General features: G+C 72.7%; 18 protein-coding genes and 1 pseudogene. 14 read left to right on the top strand and 5 right to left on the bottom strand.

The genetic code is table 11. The features are described 5' to 3' along the window. Window positions 1-36: 36 nt before the first annotated feature. The 5 genes from ACIPYS_RS33990 (at window position 37) to ACIPYS_RS33970 (ending at window position 5,533) form a co-directional block, all read left to right on the top strand. Window positions 37-423, top strand: coding sequence for a YraN family protein (locus ACIPYS_RS33990; protein WP_107452678.1), 387 nt, complete (start codon window positions 37-39; stop codon window positions 421-423). After that, window positions 424-2,193, top strand: a complete 1,770-nt coding sequence (locus ACIPYS_RS33985) for a YifB family Mg chelatase-like AAA ATPase (protein WP_400753510.1) — start codon at window positions 424-426, stop codon at window positions 2,191-2,193. Beyond that, window positions 2,190-3,374, top strand: coding sequence for a DNA-processing protein DprA (dprA, locus tag ACIPYS_RS33980; RefSeq protein WP_093860373.1), 1,185 nt, complete (start codon window positions 2,190-2,192; stop codon window positions 3,372-3,374). Before ACIPYS_RS33985 ends, dprA begins: the two co-directional genes overlap by 4 nt. Before the next feature lie 416 nt (window positions 3,375-3,790). Beyond that, the gene (gene whiG / locus ACIPYS_RS33975) at window positions 3,791-4,681 is read left to right on the top strand and encodes an RNA polymerase sigma factor WhiG (protein WP_093864880.1); all 891 of its coding nucleotides are present in this window, start codon (window positions 3,791-3,793) and stop codon (window positions 4,679-4,681) included. Between the two features lie 279 nt (window positions 4,682-4,960). Beyond that, entirely contained in the window at window positions 4,961-5,533 is a 573-nt protein-coding gene (locus ACIPYS_RS33970) for a TetR/AcrR family transcriptional regulator (protein WP_093860372.1), read from the top strand. Window positions 5,534-5,711: 178 nt separating this feature from the next. Here the strand turns inward: ACIPYS_RS33970 and ACIPYS_RS33965 are convergent. Continuing rightward, window positions 5,712-5,999, bottom strand: a pseudogene (locus tag ACIPYS_RS33965) (peptidoglycan DD-metalloendopeptidase family protein); the annotation flags it as partial. An 869-nt stretch (window positions 6,000-6,868) separates the two neighbouring features. Here ACIPYS_RS33965 and rpsB point away from each other — a divergent pair. The 6 genes from rpsB (at window position 6,869) to rlmN (ending at window position 13,150) form a co-directional block, all read left to right on the top strand. Next, a complete protein-coding gene (gene rpsB / locus ACIPYS_RS33960; RefSeq protein ID WP_093860371.1) occupies window positions 6,869-7,765 on the top strand; it encodes a 30S ribosomal protein S2 in 897 nt (298 codons plus the stop codon). Window positions 7,766-7,894: 129 nt separating this feature from the next. Then, entirely contained in the window at window positions 7,895-8,734 is an 840-nt protein-coding gene (gene tsf, locus ACIPYS_RS33955) for a translation elongation factor Ts (RefSeq protein ID WP_093860370.1), read from the top strand. 261 nt (window positions 8,735-8,995) lie between these two features. After that, entirely contained in the window at window positions 8,996-9,760 is a 765-nt protein-coding gene (pyrH, locus tag ACIPYS_RS33950; RefSeq protein ID WP_030396754.1) for a UMP kinase, read from the top strand. A 97-nt stretch (window positions 9,761-9,857) separates the two neighbouring features. Continuing rightward, complete coding sequence (gene frr / locus ACIPYS_RS33945; RefSeq protein ID WP_030396755.1) at window positions 9,858-10,415, top strand: ribosome recycling factor; 558 nt, start codon at window positions 9,858-9,860, stop codon at window positions 10,413-10,415. A 353-nt stretch (window positions 10,416-10,768) separates the two neighbouring features. Next, a complete protein-coding gene (locus ACIPYS_RS33940) occupies window positions 10,769-11,974 on the top strand; it encodes a phosphatidate cytidylyltransferase (protein ID WP_231978567.1) in 1,206 nt (401 codons plus the stop codon). Window positions 11,975-12,049: 75 nt separating this feature from the next. Continuing rightward, window positions 12,050-13,150 carry a 23S rRNA (adenine(2503)-C(2))-methyltransferase RlmN gene (gene rlmN, locus ACIPYS_RS33935; protein ID WP_093860369.1) on the top strand — a complete coding sequence of 367 codons (1,101 nt, stop codon included), beginning with the start codon at window positions 12,050-12,052 and terminating at the stop codon, window positions 13,148-13,150. Between the two features lie 187 nt (window positions 13,151-13,337). On the opposite strand, the gene ACIPYS_RS33930 is transcribed toward rlmN, so the two are convergent. The 4 genes from ACIPYS_RS33930 to ACIPYS_RS33915 all read right to left on the bottom strand — a co-directional run bounded on the left by ACIPYS_RS33930 (window position 13,338) and on the right by ACIPYS_RS33915 (window position 17,412). Beyond that, the gene (locus ACIPYS_RS33930) at window positions 13,338-14,489 is read right to left on the bottom strand and encodes a hypothetical protein (RefSeq protein ID WP_093860368.1); all 1,152 of its coding nucleotides are present in this window, start codon (window positions 14,487-14,489) and stop codon (window positions 13,338-13,340) included. Between the two features lie 13 nt (window positions 14,490-14,502). After that, the gene (locus ACIPYS_RS33925; protein ID WP_093860367.1) at window positions 14,503-15,258 is read right to left on the bottom strand and encodes an ABC transporter ATP-binding protein; all 756 of its coding nucleotides are present in this window, start codon (window positions 15,256-15,258) and stop codon (window positions 14,503-14,505) included. 289 nt (window positions 15,259-15,547) lie between these two features. Continuing rightward, entirely contained in the window at window positions 15,548-16,942 is a 1,395-nt protein-coding gene (locus ACIPYS_RS33920) for an aspartate aminotransferase family protein (RefSeq protein ID WP_093860366.1), read from the bottom strand. Then, entirely contained in the window at window positions 16,939-17,412 is a 474-nt protein-coding gene (locus tag ACIPYS_RS33915) for an Lrp/AsnC family transcriptional regulator (RefSeq protein WP_030396761.1), read from the bottom strand. Before ACIPYS_RS33915 ends, ACIPYS_RS33920 begins: the two co-directional genes overlap by 4 nt. 270 nt (window positions 17,413-17,682) lie before the next feature. On the opposite strand from ACIPYS_RS33915, the gene ACIPYS_RS33910 reads away from it, so the two are divergent. From ACIPYS_RS33910 to ACIPYS_RS33900, 3 genes are all read left to right on the top strand, one after another. After that, window positions 17,683-19,158, top strand: a complete 1,476-nt coding sequence (locus ACIPYS_RS33910) for a gamma-aminobutyraldehyde dehydrogenase (protein ID WP_093860365.1) — start codon at window positions 17,683-17,685, stop codon at window positions 19,156-19,158. A gap of 171 nt (window positions 19,159-19,329) precedes the next feature. Further along, the gene (locus ACIPYS_RS33905; RefSeq protein ID WP_400753499.1) at window positions 19,330-20,688 is read left to right on the top strand and encodes an aspartate aminotransferase family protein; all 1,359 of its coding nucleotides are present in this window, start codon (window positions 19,330-19,332) and stop codon (window positions 20,686-20,688) included. Window positions 20,689-20,756: 68 nt separating this feature from the next. Beyond that, a complete protein-coding gene (locus ACIPYS_RS33900) occupies window positions 20,757-21,974 on the top strand; it encodes a spermidine/putrescine ABC transporter substrate-binding protein (protein ID WP_400753496.1) in 1,218 nt (405 codons plus the stop codon). The last annotated feature ends 40 nt before the right edge of the window (window positions 21,975-22,014 follow it).

Here is a 22,014-nt window from a genome sequence, read left to right as displayed (position 1 = left end):
CTCGGCAACACCGGCCTCGGCCGCTACGGCGAACGCGTGGCGGCCCGCCGGCTCGCCGAGCAGGGGCTGCACATCCTCGACCGCAACTGGCGGTGCGTCGAGGGCGAGCTGGACATCGTCGCCCTCGACGGCGACACGGTGGCGGTCTGCGAGGTCAAGACCCGCTCCGAGCGGAGTTTCCAGCAGCCCACCGAGGCCATCGACCCCATCAAGGCGGAGCGGCTGCGCCGCCTGGCCGAGCGCTGGATGTCCGAGCGCTGGCCCGGCCACTTCGCCCGGCTGGCGGGCCCCGGGTACCGGCCCGGCTCCACCGACCCGCCGTGGGCGCCCGTTCCGCCGGGCGGTGTCCGGATCGACCTCGTCGCCGTCATCAACCGGGTCCGCGGCGCGGCTACGGTCGACCACCTGCGGGGGGCGGTCTAGATGGCCTTCGCCCGGACGTGTTCCGTGGCCCTGGTCGGGGTCGACGGGGTGATCGTCGAGGTCCAGGCCGACCTGGAGCCCGGGGTGGCGGCGTTCACCCTGGTCGGCCTGCCCGACAAGGCGCTCTCCGAGGCCCGCGACCGGGTTCGCGCCGCGGTCGTCAACAGCGGCGAGGCCTGGCCGCAGCGCAAACTGACCGTAGGACTGAGCCCGGCGTCGGTGCCCAAGAGCGGCAGCGGCTTCGACCTCGCCGTGGCCTGCGCCGTACTGGCCGCGGCCGAGCGGCTCGACCCCTCCGCGATCGCCGACCTGCTGCTCATCGGTGAGCTGGGGCTGGACGGGCGGGTGCGCCCGGTCCGCGGGGTGCTCCCCTCGGTGCTGGCGGCCGCCGACGCCGGTTACGAGCGGGTGGTGGTCGCGGATCAGACGGCCGCCGAGGCCGAGCTGGTCCCCGGAGTGAGCGTCATCGGCGTGCGCAGCCTGCGCCAGCTGATCGCGGTGCTCAGCGGAGCCCCCGAGCCGGAGGAGCCGCCCGACCGGCTCGCCGGACGGCCGGACCCGTTGATGGCGGGTCTCATGCTCCCCAGCGCCGGGGTGCGCGGCCTGCCCGACGAGGCGGCCGCCCGGATGGACCTCGCGGACGTGGCCGGACAGTACGAGGCCCGCCGGGCCCTGGAGATCGCCGCCGCGGGTGGTCACCACCTCTACCTCAAGGGTCCGCCGGGCGCGGGCAAGACGATGCTGGCGGAGCGACTGCCGGCGCTGCTCCCGAGGCTGACCCAGAAGGAAGCGCTGGAGGTCACCGCGGTCCACTCCGTCGCGGGGCTGCTCCCGGCGGGCCGGCCGCTGATCGACCGCGCGCCCTACTGCTCCCCGCACCACTCGACCACCATGCCCGCCATCGTCGGTGGTGGCAGCGGTCTGCCGAGACCGGGTGCGGTCTCGCTGGCCCACCGTGGGGTCCTGTTCCTCGACGAGGCGCCCGAGTTCCCGGTCCGGGTCCTGGACGCACTGCGCCAACCGCTCGAAGCCGGCGAGGTGGTGATCGCGCGGTCCGCCGGATCGCTCCGGCTGCCCGCTCGCTTCCTGCTCTGCCTGGCGGCCAACCCCTGTCCGTGCGGGCGCCACTCGCGGCGGGGCGAGGGGTGCGAGTGCACGCCCGCCATGGTCAGCCGCTACCAGGGCAGGCTGTCCGGCCCGCTGCTCGACCGGGTCGACCTCCAGGTCCAGGTCGCCCCGGTGACCAGGGCCGAACTGATGCAGCGCGACACCTCGGCGGAGACCACCGAGGTCGTTGCCGCCCGCGTGCTGGCGGCGCGGGAGCGCGCGGCGGCCAGGCTCGCGGCCACACCGTGGCGGACCAACGCCGAAGTCCCCGGGCACGAGCTGCGGACCCGCTGGCAACTGGCGCCGGGCGCGCTCAACGACGCCGCGCGCCAGCTGGAGCGGGGCCTGTTGACCGCCCGGGGCCTGGACCGGGTGCTGCGGGTCGCCTGGACCGTCGCGGACCTCGCCGGCCGGGACCGCCCCGAACAGCGCGACATCCGGACGGCCCTCGTACTGCGCACGGGCGTGGAACAGGGGCTCCCACTGACGGAGCAGTTCTTCCGCAGTCCGGATTCCACCGCGGACGGTCCGGACGCCCGGGCCGGACGCCGTCCCACTCGCCCCCGGCCCGCCCGCCGGCCGCCCGATCCCACCTCCACCGAGAACCCCGAGAACCCCGAGAACCCCGAGAAGCCCGAGAACCCCGAGGAGAGCGGCACATGAGCCTCACCGCGAACGACCTCCCCCAGCGCCCGCCCCCCGAGCCGGGAGCCGTCCCGGAGCCCGGGCCGGAGCGCCTCGCCAGGGCGGCGCTGAGCCGGCTCGCCGAACCGGGGGACGCCACGCTCGGCCGCTGGCTCGCCCGCCTCGACGCCCTGGACGTCGTACAGGCGATCCGGAGCGGCGCCCCGGCCGAGCAACTCGGCGTGGACACCGCCAGGCTGGCGGCCTACCGGGCCCGGACGGCAGGACTCGATCCGGTCGCCGATCTGGAGCGGGTGCGCGCGGCCGGCGGACGCTTCGTCATTCCGGGCGACACCGAGTGGCCGAGCCAGCTGGACGACCTCGGAGCGGGCCGTCCTACCGGGCTCTGGGTGGTCGGGACGGGCTCGCTGCGCCTGCTCGCCCTGCGATCGGTCGCGGTGGTCGGGGCCCGGGCCTGCACGGCGTACGGTGCGCACGTCGCGGGGGACCTCGCCGCACAGCTCGCCGAACGCGGCTGGGTGGTCGTGTCCGGCGGCGCCTACGGGATCGACGCGGCCGCCCACCGGGGCGCGCTGGCGGTCGGCGCTCCGACGGTCGGTGTTCTGGCCTGCGGGGTGGACGTGGCCTACCCGCGGGGCAACACCGTGCTGATCCGCCGGATCGCCGAACAGGGACTGCTGGTGAGCGAGCTTCCGCCGGGGGAGCACCCGACCAGGTTCCGGTTCGTGCTGCGCAACCGGGTGATCGCGGCGCTGACCCGCGGCACGGTGGTGGTCGAGGCGGCGCTGCGCAGCGGGGCGCTCAGCACCGCTCGACGCGCCCGTGACCTCAACCGGCACACCATGGGTGTGCCCGGGCCGGTCACCTCGGAGCTCTCCGCCGGGGTGCACGCACTGGTCCGCAGCGGCGCGGCCACGGTCGTGACCGACGCGGCCGAGATCGTCGAACTGATCGGGGCGATCGGCGAGGACCTGGCGCCGCAGCGCAGTGGGCCGGTGCTGCCCAGGGACCTCCTGGAGCCGGAGGCGGCACAGGTCCTGGAGGCCGTGCCGGCCACGGCCGAGGGTGCGCCCGTGGAGCGGTTGGCCCGGCAGTCGGGACTTCCGCCGGACGAGGTGCTCCAGCGGCTCTACGAGCTGGGATCGCTCGGCCACGTCGAGCGCCACGGCGCGCACTGGCGTCTGGTGCGGAGGAGGTGACGGCCCGTCCGGACGAGGGCGGCGGATCGGCCCGGAGGGACCGGTGGGGCGCGGCGTCAGGAGGACACGCGCCCGAGGGGCGACCGGGAGGAGGACGGGGAAGGGCGCGGAGTTGACGGTGCGGACCGGCCGGGCGGGGCCGGCATCCGGTTCGTCCACCTCCGGTGCCCGGGTGGGGCGACACGAACGCCACCGGATCGGGGGACGACCGAGTGGCGGTAGCACTCTGCAGCGAGTCGGTCACGCTACGCTCGCCATGCCTTCCCTATCAGCACATGACTCGGCAGAACGGCGCAGACCAACGTATGCCCACACACATTCCCGGACACCGAGTGACCGGTGGCGCCCGGTCCTCGGGAGGGCCGCGCACCGAGCGGCGGACCGCGACCGAGTACCCGCCCAAGTCCACGGGTGGGATGGGGGCCCTGGCGCGGCAGGGTGGCCGTCCGGCGCTCACCGGGGCGCACGACGACCGCCCGGACGCGCCCGGCGCTCCCGCCGGCGCGTCCGCCCCCGCGTCCGCGGAAGCGCCGGCTCCCCGTCGGGAGCGCACGGCGCTCGAAGAACTCTGGCGCGCCTACAAGGAGACGGCCGATCAGCGGCTGCGGGAGCAGCTGATCCTGCACTACTCGCCGCTCGTCAAGTACGTGGCGGGCCGGGTGGGGGTCGGTCTGCCGTCCAATGTCGAGCAGGCCGACTTCGTCTCCTCCGGTGTTTTCGGGCTGATCGACGCGATCGAGAAGTTCGACATCGAGCGAGCCATCAAGTTCGAGACCTACGCGATCAGCCGGATCCGCGGCGCGATCATCGACGAGCTGCGTGCGCTGGACTGGATCCCGCGCTCGGTGCGGCAGAAGGCCAAGGCGGTCGAGCGCACCTACGCGACACTCGAGGCCCGGCTGCGGCGGACGCCCACCGAGCCCGAGGTCGCGGCCGAAATGGGCATCGCGATCGAGGACCTGCACACCATCTTCAGCCAGCTCTCGCTCGCCAACGTGGTCGCGCTCGACGAGCTGCTCCACCCGGTCGGCGACGGCGGCGACCGGCTGAGCCTGATGGAGACGCTGGAGGACCACGGGGCGGACGACCCGGTCGAGGTGGCCGAGGACCGGGAGCTGCGCCGGCTGCTGGCGCAGGCGGTCAACACCCTTCCCGAACGGGAGAAGACCGTGGTGACGCTCTACTACTACGAGGGACTCACGCTCGCGGAGATCGGCCAGGTCCTCGGGGTGACCGAGAGCAGGGTCAGCCAGATCCACACCAAGTCGGTGCTTCAGCTGCGCGCCAAGCTGTCGGACATCCGGTAGCCGAACACCCCCGGCCGGACTCTCTCCGGCCGAACACCCTCCGGTCGCCCCCGGTCGACTCCCGGTCGGCCCCGGCCGAAAACCGCCCCCGGCCGGAGGCTCCTCGGCCGAACGCCCCGGCGGGGCGTCGAGCGGACCGGTCGGTGCGCCGCGTACGCCGGGTTCGCACGCCGCACCCCGGAACGCATCCCTCCGTATTCGTTGCGGTGCGCGGCACCGTACCGGTGCGATGTAGGGCTCCGTACAGTGGAGGGCGTGCCGAAGATCCGAGCAGCCAGTGTGGCCGAGCATCGCCAGATGCAGCGGGCAGCCCTCCTCGATGCTGCCCGCAGTCTCCTCACCGAGGGAGGCATGGAAGCCCTGACCTTTCCCGCGCTCGCGGTGCGCACCGGCCTCGCGCGTTCCTCGGTGTACGAGTACTTCCGCTCCCGCGGGGCGGTGGTGGAGGCGCTCTGCGAGGTGGACTTCCCACTGTGGGCCGCCGAGATCGAGGCCGGGATGGCGAGCCGGGACACCGCCGCCGAACGGATCGAGGCGTACGTCCGGAGCCAGCTCGCGCTGGCCGCCGACCCGCGCCACCGCGCGGTCGCGGCGATCTCCGCACTGGAGCTGGACGACGCGGCCCGGGAACGCATCCGGGCCGCGCACGGGACGCTGGTCGGGCTGGTGGTCCAGGCCCTCGACGACCTCGGCCACGAGCAGCCCCGGCTGGCGGCCGCGCTGCTCCAGGGCATCGTCGAGGCGGCGGTGCGGCAGGCGGAGCACCGGGCAGCGGGTGGCCGGGCCGAGAGTCCCGAGGTGATCGCGGACGCCGCCGTCGCCCTCGCCCTGCACGGCCTCGGCCGGAGCTGAAGCGCGGCGTCCCCAGCACGGTGCGCGGCCCGGCAGGGGGGACGGGTGCGGCGGCGACCCGGTCCGCCGGGCGGTCGAGCGGAAGCAGCCGGGCGCGGCCGGTCCCGAACAGGGCCGGTGGGTCCAGGTAGCGCTCTCCGCGCAGCAGACCCCAGTGCAGGCAGGGGCCGGCGGCGCAGTGGCCGTCCCCGGGTGCGAGCCGTCCGATCACCTGTCCGGCCGCCACGGCGGTGCCCGCGGTGAGGACACCCACCACCGGGAGATAGGTGCTCCGCAGCGGAGGAGCCGACGGGGCTGACGGAGCCGCGGACGCCGCGGATCCCGTCGGCGCGTGGGTGACCGTGACGACCGGCCGTCCGGCCACCGGCCCGGCGAACGTCACCACCCCCGGCGCCGCGGCGCGAACCTCCGCACCGGCGGTGGCGGCCAGGTCGACGCCCCGGTGGCCCGCGCCCCACGGTCGCACGGGCGGCTCGAAGCGGCCGATCACGGCACCCGGCCCCCCGCCCGGCCCGTCCACCGGCCACCACCGCCCGCTCCCGCTCGTCCCGCTCCTGCTCGTCCCGCTCCCCTCGCTGGTCCTGGCGGCTCCGGGAGCGACCACGACCCCGTCCTCCCTGCCCGCGGCGTGCCCGAGCGCCCCGGGCGGGCCGCCGGTCAGCAGGGCGACCAGCACCACCGGCAAGAGCGAGAGCACCCACCGCCTCGCCTCCGCCCATGCCCTGCTGCCTCTCCCGCCCGGAGCCGCGTCCAGACCTGCGTCCACGTCCGCACCCACACCCACACCCACACCCACCGTCCCCGCCACCGACAGTCGTGCCGCCGAGGCTCCCCGGGCCGGCCGTCCCGGGCCACCCCGGGCCCGTTTCCTGTGGACAACCGGCCCCTGGGGACAATGGCCGTCCCTCCAACGGGTGGACCCCGACAGGTGCACGGGGGCCCAACACGGCCGCCCGGGGCCCCGGACCTGGCCGGTCCCCCGCCCGCCCGGCTTCCACGGAGTCGCTCGGCGCTCGGCGCTTCCCGTACACTTCACACGCGACCCGGTCCGCCGGGTCGACTTCGCACGCCCCGCCACCGGTGGTCGGACAGCGGCTCAGCCGCCGCCCCCGCCAGGTGCGAGTGCCGCTCGGTCCGCCGAGCCCGACCGGTCCCAGGACCGCCGGGGGAAGCGGCTCGGCACGTTCGGGGCGTCAGGCGTGGCTGTCACCTGGCCGCCACGGACAAAACCGAGCCTGACCCGGCCGTTCGCACCAGCCGAACGGGAAGCGCCATCTCGCGCGTCCCGTGACGCCGCTGCGCCGGAGCCGGGCGTAACACCTGAGGAGCACGGCTATGGCCGTCGTCACGATGCGGGAGCTGCTGGAGAGCGGCGTCCACTTCGGTCACCAGACCCGCCGCTGGAACCCGAAGATGAAGCGCTTCATCATCACCGAGCGCAACGGCATCTACATCATCGACCTCCTGCAGTCGCTGAACTACATCGACCGCGCCTTCGAGTTCATCAAGGAGACCGTTGCCCACGGCGGCAGCGTCCTCTTCGTCGGCACGAAGAAGCAGGCCCAGGAGGCCATCGCCGAGCAGGCCACCCGCGTGGGCATGCCCTACGTGAACCAGCGCTGGCTCGGCGGCATGCTGACCAACTTCTCGACCGTCTACAAGCGCCTGCAGCGCCTCAAGGAGCTGGGCGAGCTGGACTTCTCGGACGTGGCCGGCTCCGGCCTCACCAAGAAGGAGCTCCTGGTCCTCCAGCGCGAGCACGACAAGCTGGAGAAGACCCTCGGCGGTATCCGTGACATGCAGCGCGTTCCCAGCGCTGTCTGGATCGTGGACACCAAGAAGGAGCACATCGCGGTCGGCGAGGCCCGGAAGCTCAACATCCCGGTCGTCGCCATCCTCGACACCAACTGCGACCCCGACGAGGTCGACTACAAGATCCCGGGCAACGACGACGCGATCCGCTCCGTCACCCTGCTGACCCGTGTGATCGCCGACGCCGTCGCCGAGGGCCTCAAGTCCCGCGCGGGTGTCGCCAAGGGCGACGTCAAGGCCGAGCCGGGTGCCGACCAGCCGCTCGCCGACTGGGAGAAGGACATCCTGGAGGGCGAGAAGAAGGCTGAGGAGGCTCCCGCCGCCGACGCCGCCGAGGCTGCTCCGGCCGCCGAGGCCGCCGCCGTCGAGGCCCCGGTCACCGAGGCCCCCGCCGCCGAGGCTCCGGCCGAGCAGGCCTGACGTACCAAGGGTGAGGGGCACCCGCCGGTACGACACCGGTCGGTGCCCCTCTCTCCCGCGCCGGGGCCGAACCATCGGCCCCGGCGCTACTCCACGCAGACACGCGAGACGCGAGAAGAGATTCACACCATGGCGAACTTCACCGCCGCGGACGTCAAGAAGCTCCGTGAGCTCACCGGCGCCGGCATGATGGACTGCAAGAAGGCCCTGGACGAGGCCGAGGGCAACGTCGAGAAGGCCGTCGAGCTTCTGCGCATCAAGGGCCAGAAGGGCGTTGCCAAGCGTGAGGGCCGCGACGCCTCCAACGGTGCCGTCGCCGCGCTGATCGCCGAGGACAAGAAGTCCGGCGTCCTGGTCGAGCTCAACTGCGAGACCGACTTCGTCGCCAAGGGTGACAACTTCGTCCAGGTCGCCGACGCGATCGCCGCCCACGTCGCCAAGAGCGCCCCGGCCGACCTGGACGCCGCCCTGGCGTCCGAGATCGAGGCCGGCAAGACCGTCCAGCAGTTCGTGGACGAGGCCAACGCGACCCTGGGCGAGAAGATCGTCTTCCGCCGCTTCGCGCAGTTCGACGGCGACGGCTTCGTCGCTGTCTACCTGCACAAGACCAGCCCCGACCTCCCGCCGGCCGTCGGCGTCCTGGTCGAGCTGGACAAGGAGAACGCCGAGGTCGCCAAGGACGTCGCGCAGCACATCGCCGCCTTCGCGCCGAAGTACCTGTCCCGCGAGGACATCCCGGCCGAGGACATCGAGAACGAGCGCCGCGTCGCCGAGGCCACCGCTCGCGAGGAGGGCAAGCCGGAGGCCGCCCTGCCGAAGATCGTCGAGGGTCGCGTCACCGGCTTCGTGAAGGAGAACTCCGTCCTGGAGCAGGCCTTCGCGAAGGACAACAAGAAGACCGTCGCCAAGGTCCTCGAGGAGAACGGCGTCGCCCTCAAGCGCTTCGCCCGCTTCCGCGTCGGCGCCTGAGCCACGTTCCACCGGTCCCCCCGGCCGTAGGCTGGGAACCGCCCCCGCCCGCTGACCAGGGCTACGGGGAACGCGCCGTACGGGCTCACCCAGCGCCATCCGTTCACGGGCGAGCCGCGTCGGCGACATGAACGACGAGGAGGCCATTGCCGTGCAGGACACCGAACCGGTTCCCGCGGCAGTGGCCTCCTCGCGTGTACGCGCAGGCCGGGCACCCGCACACCCGCGTCTGTGAACCAGTAGGTGCAGAAGGAGAAGTCCATGCAGGAGACGCAGGAGACCGCGCGGGAGATCCAGGACGGCACGCGCCGCCGGGTAATGCTGAAGCTGTCCGGTGAAGCGTTCGCCGGCGGCGGCGGGCTCGGCGTCGATCCGGACGTCGTGCACGCGATCGCCCGCGAGATCGCCACGGTCGTCCGCGCGGGCACCGAGGTCGCCGTGGTGATCGGCGGCGGCAACTTCTTCCGCGGCGCCGAGCTCCAGGTCCGCGGTATGGACCGGGCCCGCTCGGACTACATGGGCATGCTCGGCACGGTCATGAACTGCCTGGCGCTCCAGGACTTCCTGGTCAAGGAGGGCATCGAGACCCGGGTCCAGACCGCCATCACGATGGGCCAGGTCGCCGAGCCGTACCTGCCGCTGCGCGCCGTCCGGCACCTGGAGAAGGGCCGTGTGGTGATCTTCGGCGCCGGTATGGGCATGCCCTACTTCTCCACCGACACCACGGCCGTCCAGCGGGCGCTGGAGATCCACGCCGATGTGCTGCTGATGGGCAAGAACGGCGTGGACGGCGTCTACGACTCCGACCCCCGCACCAACCCGGACGCGGTCAAGTTCGACGCGCTGGAGTACTCCGAGGTCATCGCGCGCGACCTCAAGGTGGCCGACCTCACCGCGATCACGCTCTGCAAGGACAACAACCTTCCGATGCTGGTCTTCGAGCTGCTCGCGGAGGGCAATATCGCGCGTGCGGTGAAGAGTGAGAAGATCGGCACACTCATCAGCCAGGATTCTGTCCGGGCCTGAGCAGTAACCAGCCGTACCGGACGGCGCCGCCGCCGCGAGGCTCCGGCGCCCGACCCCGGTCGGGACACCAGCAGATGAACCGGACAGGGAGATCACAGTGATCGAAGAGACCCTCCTCGACGCCGAGGAGAAGATGGAGAAGGCCGTCGCCCACGCCAAGGACGACTTCGCCGCCATCCGCACCGGCCGCGCGCACCCGGCGATGTTCGCCAAGATCGTCGCGGAGTACTACGGCGCCGTGACGCCGATCAACCAGCTGGCGTCCTTCTCCGTGCCGGAGCCCCGGATGGCGGTCGTCTCGCCGTTCGACAAGACCGCGCTGAAGGCGATCGAGCAGGCGATCCGCGACTCCGACCTGGGTGTCAACCCGTCGAACGACGGTTCCATCATCCGGGTCGTGCTCCCCGAGCTGACCGAGGAGCGCCGCCGGGAGTTCATCAAGGTCGCCCGCGGCAAGGGCGAGGACGCCAAGGTCTCGATCCGCGCCGTCCGCCGCAAGGCCAAGGACGCGATCGACAAGCTGGTCAAGGACGGCGAGATCGGCGAGGACGACGGCCGTCGCGCCGAGAAGGAGCTCGACGACACCACGGCCAAGTACGTGGCCACCGTCGACGAGCTGCTGAAGCACAAGGAAGCCGAGCTGCTCGAGGTCTGATGAACGACGCCCCTGACGCCCCTGGCTATTGGGGCACGTCCGACCAGCAGTACCAGCCGTACCGTCCGTACGAGCCTGCGCAGGCCCCCGGCACGCCTGCGCAGGCCCCCGGCGCACCCGGCACACCCGCTGCCCCCGGCCCGTCCGGCGCACCCGCCGCCGGCGGGTACCCGGCGCAGCCGCAGCACGGGCAGTACGACCGGCCGGGCCAGTACGACCGACCCGGCCAGTACGACCGACCCGGCCAGCACGACCGGCCCGGGCAGTACGGCTCGGGTGACCCCGGCCACCGAACGGGTCACTCCCAGCAGCCTCCGGTGTACTGGGACCCCGACGCGGAGGAGACTCAGGTCATGCCTCCCGTTCCGGCCGAACCGGGCCCGCAGCCCGCAGCCCCGTCCGGGCCCGACCCCGCCGAGGGGCCGTCCCGCGAGACGGGCCGGCTGAGCGGACCGCTGTTCCGCGACGAGCAGCCCGGGGCGGTGGAGCCTGGCGCGTCGGAGACGGTCGTGCTGCGCGCGATCACCGACGACGCCCGGTCCGCTCCGGTCGGCGGTCCCCACCCGGGCACCGCCGCGGCGTACCCGGGGCCGTCGGCGCCGCAGACGCCTCCGGTCGCGGCGGGTCGTCCCGGCATGCCGGGCGGACCGGCGGCGGGGCAGCCGTTCCTCGTGCCGTCGTCCCACCCAGGGCAGGAGACACCCGTGGCCCAGCCCGATCCGCAGCCTCAGCCGGCGCAGCGCAAGCAGCGCGGCGGCCGCAACCTCCAGGCCGCGATAGGCGTGGGCGTCGGCCTCGGCGCGGTCATCGTCGCCTCGCTCTTCGTCGTCAAGGCCCTGTTCCTGGTCGTGGTGATCGCGGCGGTGTCGGTCGGCATCTGGGAGCTGACCAGTCGGCTGGCCGAGCGCAAGGAGATCAAGGCGCCGCTGGTCCCGCTGGTCGCGGGCGGCATCGCGATGGTCGCCACCGGCTACTGGTCGGGGATCCAGTGGGCGGCCGCCTCGCTCGCGCTCACCGGTCTCGCGGTGATGGTCTGGCGGATGGCCGAGCCGCCGGAGAACTACCTGCGGGACATAACGGCGGGCATCTTCACCGCCTTCTACGTCCCCTTCCTCGCCACCTTCGTGGCGATGATGCTGGCGGCCGACGACGGTCCGCAGCGGATCGTGCTGTTCCTGATCGTCACGGTGTGCAGTGACACCGGCGCCTACGCGGTGGGCTACAAGTTCGGCCGGACCAAGCTGGCGCCGACGATCAGCCCGGGCAAGACCCGGGAGGGACTGGCCGGCGGCATCGGCCTGTCGATGCTGGCGGGCGCGCTGCTGATGGAGCTGATCATCGACGGCGGCAGCTGGTGGCAGGGCCTGATCCTGGGCGGCTGCGCGGCGGTCACCGCGACCCTGGGCGACCTGGGTGAGTCGATGATCAAGCGGGACCTCGGGATCAAGGACATGGGCACCCTGCTGCCCGGTCACGGCGGCATCATGGACCGGCTGGACTCGCTGCTGCCGACCGCCCCGGTGGTCTGGCTGCTGCTGGCGGCCTTCGTGGGCAGCTGAGGCGACCCGCCCCGGCCCCGGGCCCCGGACGCACGGCGTCCGGGGCCCTCGCGCGTCTGCGACACTGGAACAACCATGCCTAAGCCCGGAGAACTCACCTTTGTCGCGCCGCGCGGCGCCAAGCCCCCGCGACACCTCGCCGACCTGAGCCCCGCCGAGCGCAAGGAGGCCGTCGCCGAGCTGGGCGAGCAGCCGTTCCGCGCGAAGCAGCTCTCCAACCACTACTTCGGCCGGATGTCGAACGACCCGGCGAGCTGGACGGACATCCCCGCCGCCAGCCGGGAGAAGCTCACCGACAGCCTGCTGCCGGAGCTGATGTCGGTCCTGCGGCACGTGTCCTGCGACGACGACACGACCCGCAAGACGCTCTGGAAGCTGTTCGACGGCACGCTCGTCGAGTCGGTGCTGATGCGCTACCCGGACCGGGTCACCATGTGCATCAGCTCCCAGGCGGGCTGCGGCATGAACTGCCCGTTCTGCGCCACCGGCCAGGCCGGGCTGACCCGGAACCTGTCGACGGCCGAGATCGTCGAGCAGATCGCCGCCGGGATGCGCTCGCTGAGGAGCGGGGAGATCCCCGGCGGCGAGGCCCGGCTGTCCAATGTGGTGTTCATGGGCATGGGCGAGCCCCTGGCCAACTACAAGCGGGTGCTGGCCTCGATCCGCCGGCTGACCGACCCGGCGCCGGACGGCTTCGGCCTGTCCCAGCGCGGCATCACGGTCTCGACCGTCGGCCTGGTCCCGGCGATGTACCGGTTCGCCGACGAGGGCCTCAGCTGCCGTCTGGCGCTGTCGCTGCACGCTCCGGACGACGAGCTCCGGGACGAGCTGGTGCCGGTCAACACCCGCTGGAAGGTCGCCGAGGTGCTGGACGCGGCGTGGAACTACGCCGAGAAGTCCGGTCGCCGGATCTCCATCGAGTACGCGCTGATCAAGGACATCAACGACCAGGCGTGGCGGGCGGACCTGCTCGGCCGGCTGATCAAGAACCACCGGGTGCACGTCAACCTGATCCCGCTGAACCCCACCCCGGGCTCCAAGTGGACGGCCTCGCGTCCCGAGGACGAGCGGGAGTTCGTCCGTCGGCTGCAGTCGCACGGTGTGCCGACGACCGTCCGCGACACCCGCGGTCAGGAGATCGACGGCGCCTGCGGCCAGCTCGCGGCGGCGGGCTGATCAACGGCGGACTGATCGCCCGACGAGCCGATCGAGCGACGATCTGACCGAGCGACGATCTGATCAGCGATGAGCCCGACCGGCGACGAGCCGATCGAGCAGAGCCGGACGACCGGCCCAGCGACGCGGAAGGGCCCGGCCACCGGCCGGGCCCTTCCGCGTCGCCCGGAGGCGCCGCCCCGTCGGCTCAGCGCAGTCCGGCCGCGGCCAGGGCCGCCGTGGCCCCGCCGGTGACCAGCAGGACCGTGCCCGTCATCAGGGTCCGCAGCACGACCGCGCCGAACAGCAGCCGGGGCGCCGCCCCGAGCCGCAGCAGCGCCTCGGCGACACCCCGGCGGGCGGTGCGCAGCTCGGCCAGCCGGACCACCACCGCCCCGGCGGTGCAGCCCAGTACCAGCCCGGCCTCGATCGCGGGCAGCACATCGGCGCTGCCGGGTTCGCCCAGCCAGTAGCGGACGGTGGTGAGCACCATCGCGAGCGCCAGGGCGAGGACGGCCAGCGGCGCCCCGAGCCGGCGGGCCTGGGCGGTGAGACCCCGGCCGGCGAGCAGTCGCAGCGGGGTGGGCCGCCCGAGCGCCAGCAGCCGCCCGGCCCAGCCGAGCAGCGGGCCGGTGAGCAGGGCGAGGCCGACCGCGGAGGCGATCCACCCGCCCAGCGCGGCGGTGCTGGTGCTGCCGAGTCCGGCCGGCAGGTGGATCGGACGGCCGTCGGCGGCGGCGCCGGGGCGCAGCGCGATCAGTTCCAGGGCGAGGCCGATGACGGCGAGGCCGATCGGCAGGGCGATCCGCCACGGGCCGAACCCGGTCGGCTCGGTGCCGGAGCGGCCGGGCAGGGTCTCGGCGGGCCGGACGGCCCCGGCCGCGGCGAGTCCGGCGGTCAGCGGCACGAGGGCGAGCAGGGTGACCGGCGCGGCGGCGGGGAGGGCGACGCCCATGCCCAGTTCGTCGGCGAGGGCCGGGCCGGCGATGTCGTTGCGCAGGACCAGGAAGAGCAGCAGGGTGAGTCCGGCGCCGGCCCCGCAGGCGAGCGCGACCTCGCCGGCGATCAGCGCGCGGATCCGGCCGGCCCCGGCGCCGGCCGTGGTGAGCCCGGTGATCCGGTCGGCCCGCCGGGCGGGCACGGCGCGGGCGGCGACGGCCGCGAACCAGGCGACCGCGGCCAGCGGGGGCAGGCACCAGAGCAGCCGGACGAGCGCGTCGTGGCCGTCGGTGGGGCCGCTCATCGCCCGGCCGAGGGCGCGCAGCAGGAAGGCGGCGACGACCGCGCCGGCCAGCGCGGTCAGCAGCCAGCGGCCGAGGTCGAGGACCCGGTAGCCCCGGGCCAGGCGGAGATAGAACACGGCGTCGACTCTTTCAGCGGCCGGCGGCCGGGACGGCGGTGGCCCCGGCGGTGCCGGGGGCGGCGATGCCGCGCGGCACGGGCGTGGCGGGGCCGGTCAGGCGGCCGTCGAGGAGGGCGACGGCGCGGTCCGCGTACCGGACGAGCTCGGGGTCGTGGGTGGCCAGCACGAGGGTGAGCTGGTGGGAGCGGGCCGCGCTGGTCAGTATCCGCAGGACCTGTTCGGCGGTCTCGCGGTGCAGCGGGGCGGTGGGGTCGTCGGCGAAGACGACCGGCGGGAGCGGTGCGAGGGCGCGGGCGACGGCGATCCGCTGGCGCTGGCCCTGGACCAGCCGTTCCGGCCGGACCTTGGCGAGGTCGCCGATGTCCAGGCGTTCCAGCCACTCGTCGGCGGCGGTGTAGGCGGCCTTGCCGCCGGCGCCGGCCAGCAGCAGGGGCAGGGCGACGTTCTCCCGGGCGGTCAGTTCGGGGACCAGGTGCGGTTCGGAGCCGACGAAGCCGAAGCGGTCGCGGCGCAGCCGTTCACGGCCGGCCCGGCCGAGGGTGTGGACGGGGGAGCTGTTGAACCAGACCTCGCCCTCGTCGACCGGGAGCAGGGCGGAGAGGCAGCCGAGCAGGGTGCTCTTGCCGGAGCCGCGCGGGCCGGTGACGGCGAGGACCTCGCCCTCCCGGACCCCGAGCGAGACGCCGCGCAGCGCGGGGGTGCCGTGGTGGGACTTGACGATCCCCCGGGCCCACAGCACGTCGTTGTCAGGAGGGGCCGCTGACATGAGGTTCCATCCTGGGTGGCCGCAGGGATATGACAGTCGTCAGATTAGAACGATCGGGCCTGGGCGCGGTTGCGGCACACTGGCCCATCCGGGGCAAATCGCCCGCAATCAGGCGTGTTTGATCGACGGACCGATGGCGGAACGGCTGGGAACCGCCGTCGGGGAGGTGTCGGAGCGGTGCCGGGAGCGGCGGCGGCGCGGTGCGGGGGCGGCGCCGGGAACGCCGCAGGGCGGCCCCGCCGAAGCGGGACCGCCCTGTGACTGAGGGTGGGGAGGAGAGTCCGAGGGGTCAGAGCTTCGCCCACGCGTCGGTGAGGCTGGTCCGCAGGATCTGCTCGATCTCGTCGAAGGTCGACTGGTCGGAGATCAGCGGCGGGGCCAGCTGGACGACCGGGTCGCCACGGTCGTCGGCGCGGCAGTACAGGCCGTTGTCGAAGAGCGCCTTCGACAGGAAGCCGTAGAGCACGCGCTCGACCTCGTCGTCGTTGAACGACTCCTTGGTGACCTTGTCCTTCACGAGCTCGATGCCGTAGAAGTAGCCGTTGCCGCGGACGTCGCCGACGATCGGCAGGTCGCGCAGCTTGCTGAGGGTGCCCAGGAAGTTGGCCTCGTTGTCGAGGACGTGCTGGTTCAGGCCCTCGCGCTCGAAGATGTCGAGGTTGGCCAGCGCCACCGCGGAGGAGACCGGGTGGCCGCCGAAGGTGTAGCCGTGCAGGAAGGTGTTGTCACCCTTGTAGAACGGCTCGGCGAGGCGGTCCGAGATGATCGTGGCGCCGATCGGGGAGTAGCCCGAGGTCATGCCCTTGGCGCAGGTGATCATGTCGGGCTGGTAGCCGAACTTGTCGGCGCCGAACATGGTGCCGAGGCGGCCGAAGGCGCAGATGACCTCGTCCGAGACCAGCAGCACGTCGTGGCGGTCGCAGATCTCGCGCAGGCGCTGGAAGTACCCGGGCGGCGGCGGGAAGCAGCCACCGGCGTTCTGCACCGGCTCGACGAAGACGGCAGCGACGGTGTCGGCGCCCTCGTTGAGGATCGCGACCTCGATCTCGTCGGCGCACCAGCGGCCGTAGGCCTCGGGGTCGACCGTGCCGTCGGGGCCGGCCAGGAACGCCGGGGCGCGGTAGATGTTGGTGTTCGGGGCCTTGTGGGTGCCCGGCACCAGCGGCTCGAACGGGGCCTTCAGGCCCGGCAGGCCGGTGATGGACAGGGCGCCCTGCGGGGTGCCGTGGTAGGCGACGGCCCGCGAGATGACCTTGTACTTGGTCGGCTTGCCGGTCAGCTTGAAGTACTGCTTGGCGAGCTTCCAGGCGGTCTCGACGGCCTCGCCGCCACCGGTGGAGAAGAAGACCTTGTTCAGGTCGCCCGGGGCGTAGTTGGCCAGGCGCTCGGCCAGCTCGACGGCCTTCGGGTGGGCGTAGCTCCACACCGGGAAGAAGGCGAGCTCCTTGGCCTGCTTGGCGGCGGCCTCGGCGAGCTCCTCGCGGCCGTGGCCGGCCTGGACGACGAACAGGCCGGCGAGGCCGTCGAGGTACTTGCGTCCCTTGTCGTCCCAGACGTAGGTGCCCTCGCCCTTGACGATCGTCGGCACGGGGGAGTTCTCGTACGACGACATGCGGGTGAAGTGCATCCACAGGTGGTCGTAGGCGGTCTTGGAAAGGTCCTTCTGCGCCGGGTCGGCTGTCATCGGGTGCCCCAGGTGTAGGTCTGTTTCCGGAGCTTCAGGTAAACGAAGCTCTCGGTGCTCCGCACGCCGGGAAGCGCGCGGATGCGCTTGTTGATCATTTCGAGCAGGTGCTCGTCGTCCTCGCAGACCAGTTCGGCCAGGAGGTCGAACGAGCCGGCGGTGCAGACGACGTAGTCGACCTCGTCGAGGGCGGCCAGCGCGTCGGCGACGGGATCGATGTCTCCTTCGACCCGGATTCCGACCATCGCCTGGCGGGTGAAGCCGACGGTGAGCGGGTCCGTGACGGCGACGATCTGCATCACGCCCTGGTCGAGCAGCTTCTGGACGCGCTGTCGCACTGCCGCCTCGGACAGGCCGACGGCCTTGCCGATGGCGGCGTACGGGCGGCGCCCGTCCTCCTGGAGCTGCTCGATGATCGCCTTGGAGGCGGCGTCGAGGGGAACGCTGGCGTTCCGGTCGCGGTTGGCCACGCCGCCACTGTGCCCGATCGGTCTCGTGTTCGCAAGCGCGGCAGCTGCTGATTTCGTCGAGATCTTGGAAAACGCATGCGGATTTCATCGTCGATGTGCGATCGGCCTGTCGATAACGGCAGCCTTGCGGCTACCCTGGCTACGGTACGCGCGCGGCTCCGCTGTGCCACGCGCATTCCGCCAACCAGTGGACCGCGGCACGACCGGCGCGGCCACTCGGCGCCCGCCGTCGGCCCCGGCGGCCGACGTACCATGGCGCCGGATTCTGCAATGCCGCAGGCCGAGACCGAGGAGAGACCCGTGAGCGACCTTCGCACGCTGCGCAACTACATCAACGGTGAGTTCGTCGATGCGGCCGACGGCCGCACGCTCGACATCGTCGACCCCACCACCGGCGAGGTCTACGCGACGTCCCCGCTGTCGGGCGCCTCCGACGTCGATGCCGCCATGGACGCCGCGGCGGCCGCGTTCCCGGCCTGGCGGGACTCCACCCCGAGCACCCGGCAGAAGCTGCTGCTGAAGATCGCCGACGCGGTCGAGGCGCGTGCCGACGAGATCGTCGACGCCGAGGTCCGCAACACCGGCAAGCCGCGCGCGCTGACCCTCTCCGAGGAGATCGGCCCGATGGTGGACCAGATCCGCTTCTTCGCCGGTGCCGCCCGCCTGCTGGAGGGCAAGTCCGCCGGTGAGTACATGGACGGCATGACCTCGATCGTCCGCCGCGAGCCGGTCGGCGTCTGTGCCCAGGTGGCGCCGTGGAACTACCCGATGATGATGGCCGTCTGGAAGTTCGCCCCGGCCATCGCCGCCGGCAACACCGTGGTGCTGAAGCCCTCCGACACCACCCCGGCCTCCACCGTGCTGCTGGCCGAGATCATCGGCGGCATCCTCAAGGACCTGGAGCTCCCGGCCGGCGTCTTCAACGTCATCTGCGGCGACCGTGAGACCGGCCGCCTGATGGTCGAGCACCGGACCCCGGCGATGGCCTCCATCACCGGCTCGGTGCGCGCCGGCATCCAGGTCGCCGAGTCGGCCTCCAAGGACGTCAAGCGCGTCCACCTGGAGCTGGGCGGCAAGGCCCCGGTCGTGGTCTTCGAGGACGCCGACATCGCCGAGGCCGTCGAGGGCATCTCGGTGGCGGGCTTCTTCAACGCCGGCCAGGACTGCACCGCCGCCACCCGCGTGCTGGTGCACGAGTCGATCCACGACGCCTTCGTCGAGGCGCTGGCCAAGGCCGCCGCCGAGACCAAGACCGGTGGTGTGGACGACGAGGACGTGCTCTACGGCCCGCTGAACAACGCCAACCAGCTGAAGCAGGTCTCCGGCTTCGTCGAGCGCCTGCCGGAGCACGCCAAGGTCGAGGCCGGCGGCCACCGGGTCGGCGACAAGGGCTACTTCTACGCCCCGACCGTCGTCTCCGGCCTGAAGCAGGACGACGAGATCATCCAGAACGAGGTCTTCGGCCCGGTCATCACCGTGCAGAAGTTCTCCGACGAGGAGCAGGCCGTCGACTACGCCAACGGCGTCGAGTTCGCGCTGGCCTCCTCGGTCTGGACCAAGGACCACGCCCGCGCCATGCGGATGTCCCGCCGCCTGGACTTCGGCTGCGTGTGGATCAACACCCACATCCCGCTGGTCGCCGAGATGCCGCACGGCGGCTTCAAGAAGTCCGGCTACGGCAAGGACCTCTCCTCCTACGGCTTCGAGGACTACACCCGCGTCAAGCACGTGATGACCGCCATCTGAGCGAGCACCACCACCGGCACACGGTCCGACCGGACGACGATCGTGTGATCCGACCATGGGCCCGGGTCCCCGCGACCCGGGCCCTGTGCCTTTGCACCCTGTCGGCCGTTGCGGCGACCGGCTGACAGGATGGCTCTCCACTTCGGTACGACGAGTCCCTAGCCTTGCCGCATGAGCATCCCCACCGCCGACTCGGCCGCCGGCCAGGCCGTCAAGGCCGCCGACCGCGCGCACGTCTTCCACTCGTGGTCCGCCCAGGCGCTGATCGACCCCCTCGCGGTGGCCGGCGCCGAGGGCTCGTACTTCTGGGACTACGACGGCAACCGCTACCTGGACTTCTCCTCGCAGCTGGTCAACACCAACATCGGGCACCAGCACCCGAAGGTGGTCGCGGCCATCCAGGAGCAGGCGGCGAAGCTCTGCACCATCGCCCCCGGCTTCGCGGTGGAGGCACGCAGCGAGGCCGCCCGGCTGATCGCCGAGCGCACCCCCGGCGACCTGGACAAGATCTTCTTCACCAACGGCGGCGCCGAGGCCAACGAGAACGCCATCCGGCTGGCCCGGCTGCACACCGGCCGGCAGAAGGTGCTCTCCACCTACCGCTCGTACCACGGCGCCACCGCCAACGCGATCGCCCTCACCGGCGACCCGCGCCGCTGGGCCAGCGAGACCGGTGTCTCCGGCGTCGTGCACTTCTGGGGCCCGTACGCCTACCGCAGCAACTTCCACGCCGAGAACGAGGCGCAGGAGTGCGAGCGCGCGCTGGCCCACCTCGAGCAGGTCGTCGCCTTCGAGGGCCCCGGCACCGTCGCCGCCGTCATCCTGGAGACCGTGGTCGGCACCGCCGGCATCCTGGTCCCGCCGCCCGGCTACCTGGCCGGCGTCCGGGAGATCTGCGACCGCTACGGCATCGTCCTCATCCTCGACGAGGTGATGGCCGGCTTCGGCCGCACCGGCGAGTGGTTCGCCGCCGACCACTGGGGCGTCACCCCGGACCTGCTGACCTTCGCCAAGGGCGTCAACTCGGGCTACGTGCCGCTGGGCGGCGTGGCGATCAGCGCGGAGATCGCCGCCACCTTCGCGGAGCGGCCCTTCCCCGGCGGGCTCACCTACTCCGGCCACCCGCTGGCCTGCGCCTCGGCCGTCGCCACCATCAACACCATGGCGGAGGAGGGAATCGTCGAGAACGCCAAGCACATCGGCGAGACCGTGCTCGGCCCCGGCCTGCGCGAGCTGGCGGAGCGCCACCCGTCCATCGGCGAGGTGCGCGGACTCGGTGTCTTCTGGGCGCTCGACCTGGTGAAGGACCGCGCCACCCGCGAGCCGCTGGTGCCGTACAACGCGGCCGGCGCCGCCAACGCGCCGATCGCCGAGCTGGCCGCCGCGTGCAAGCGGCGCGGGCTGTGGCCGTTCGTCAACATGAACCGCTTCCACGTCGTTCCGCCGTGCACGGTGACGGAGGAGGAGGCGAAGGCCGGTCTCGCCGTTCTCGACGAGGTGCTGTCGCTGGCCGACGCGCACACCGTCTGACTCTCACCGACAGGACGGCCCCGGGCGCCCTCGCGTCCGGGGCCGTCTCCCGCTCCGGAGGCTCCACCATGCCCAGCACCACCCCGACCCACCGCCCGAGCGGCCTCCACGGTCCGGCCCGGCGCCGTCCGACCCGCCGCCGGGTGCTCGGCACCGGCGCCGGACTGCTCGGGGCGGCCGCCCTGACCGGCTGCGGCATCCCGTCCGCCTACGTGGACGAGGACCGCCGCTCCGCCCCCGACCGCTCGGAGGGCGAGAAGCGGCTGGACTTCTCCAACTGGACCCAGTACATCGACACCGACGACGACGGCGGGCGCCCGACCCTGGACGCCTTCACCGAGCGGACCGGCATCAAGGTCACCTACACCGAGGACATCAACGACAACGACGAGTTCTTCGGCAAGATGGGCCCGGTGCTCACCCAGGGCACCGACCCGGGCCGCGACCTGATGGTGGTCAGCGACTGGATGGCCGGCCGGTACGTCTCGCTCGGCTGGGTGCAGGCCATGGACCGGGCCAACCTGCCCAACGTCGCGGCGCAGCTCGACCCGCAGCTGGCCGACCCGGCCTTCGACCCCGGGCGCCGGCGCAGCGTGCCCTGGCAGTCCGGGATCACCGGCATCGCCTACAACCGCAAGGAGCTCGGCCGGGAGATCAGGTCCGTCGCCGACCTCTGGGCACCCGACCTGAAGGGCCGGGTCACCCTGTTCGCCGGGCTGGACGAGGCGCTCGGCCTGCTCATGCTGGCCCAGGGCGCCGACATCTCGGCCTTCACCGAGGACCAGGCCCGGCAGGCGATGGACCTGGTGCAGCGGATGGTCGACAGCCGGCACGTGCGCCGGTTCACCGGCAACGACTACACCAGCGACCTGGCCTCCGGCGCGGCGCTGGCCTGCCAGGCGTACTCCGGCGACGCCGTCCAGCTCACCGCCGAGAACCCCGACATCGCGTTCGTGGTGCCCGAGGAGGGCGGCGAGCTGTGGGCGGAGAGCCTGATGATCCCCAACCGGGCCGGTCACAAGCGCAACGCCGAGCTGCTGATCGACCACTACTACCAGCCCGAGGTGGCCGCCGAGCTGGCGGCCGCGGTGCAGTACATCTGCCCCGTTCCGGCCGCCCGCGAGGTGCTGGCGGCCAGCGGGGACCGGGAGAAGGCGGAGCTGGCGGAGCACCCGCTGCTCTTCCCGACCGAGGAGATGCGGGCCCGGCTGCACACCATGCGTGACGTGAACTCCGCGGAGCGGCCCGGCCTGCACAAGGTCTGGACCCGCATCACCGGCGTCTAGCGGCCCTTTCCGGGGCCCGCCCCGCTCCCGCGTCCCCGGG

Source organism: Kitasatospora sp. NPDC089913 (assembly GCF_044748625.1).
GTDB lineage: Bacteria > Actinomycetota > Actinomycetes > Streptomycetales > Streptomycetaceae > Kitasatospora.
The sequence above is the reverse complement of the archived record's forward strand: the minus strand, read 5'-3'. Positions and strand labels throughout refer to the sequence as shown.

Bases quoted from the DNA above. Each gene is read 5' to 3' on its own strand.
- ACIPYS_RS33985 (WP_400753510.1), top strand. From the start codon at position 424: ATGGCCTTCGCCCGGACGTGTTCCGTGGCCCTGGTCGGGGTCGACGGG.
- dprA (WP_093860373.1), top strand. From the start codon at position 2,190: ATGAGCCTCACCGCGAACGACCTCCCCCAGCGCCCGCCCCCCGAGCCG.
- whiG (WP_093864880.1), top strand. From the start codon at position 3,791: ATGGGGGCCCTGGCGCGGCAGGGTGGCCGTCCGGCGCTCACCGGGGCG.
- rpsB (WP_093860371.1), top strand. From the start codon at position 6,869: ATGGCCGTCGTCACGATGCGGGAGCTGCTGGAGAGCGGCGTCCACTTC.
- tsf (WP_093860370.1), top strand. From the start codon at position 7,895: ATGGCGAACTTCACCGCCGCGGACGTCAAGAAGCTCCGTGAGCTCACC.
- pyrH (WP_030396754.1), top strand. From the start codon at position 8,996: ATGCAGGAGACGCAGGAGACCGCGCGGGAGATCCAGGACGGCACGCGC.
- ACIPYS_RS33940 (WP_231978567.1), top strand. From the start codon at position 10,769: ATGCCTCCCGTTCCGGCCGAACCGGGCCCGCAGCCCGCAGCCCCGTCC.
- rlmN (WP_093860369.1), top strand. From the start codon at position 12,050: ATGCCTAAGCCCGGAGAACTCACCTTTGTCGCGCCGCGCGGCGCCAAG.
- ACIPYS_RS33925 (WP_093860367.1), bottom strand. From the start codon at position 15,258: ATGTCAGCGGCCCCTCCTGACAACGACGTGCTGTGGGCCCGGGGGATC.
- ACIPYS_RS33920 (WP_093860366.1), bottom strand. From the start codon at position 16,942: ATGACAGCCGACCCGGCGCAGAAGGACCTTTCCAAGACCGCCTACGAC.
- ACIPYS_RS33910 (WP_093860365.1), top strand. From the start codon at position 17,683: ATGCCGCAGGCCGAGACCGAGGAGAGACCCGTGAGCGACCTTCGCACG.
- ACIPYS_RS33905 (WP_400753499.1), top strand. From the start codon at position 19,330: ATGAGCATCCCCACCGCCGACTCGGCCGCCGGCCAGGCCGTCAAGGCC.
- ACIPYS_RS33900 (WP_400753496.1), top strand. From the start codon at position 20,757: ATGCCCAGCACCACCCCGACCCACCGCCCGAGCGGCCTCCACGGTCCG.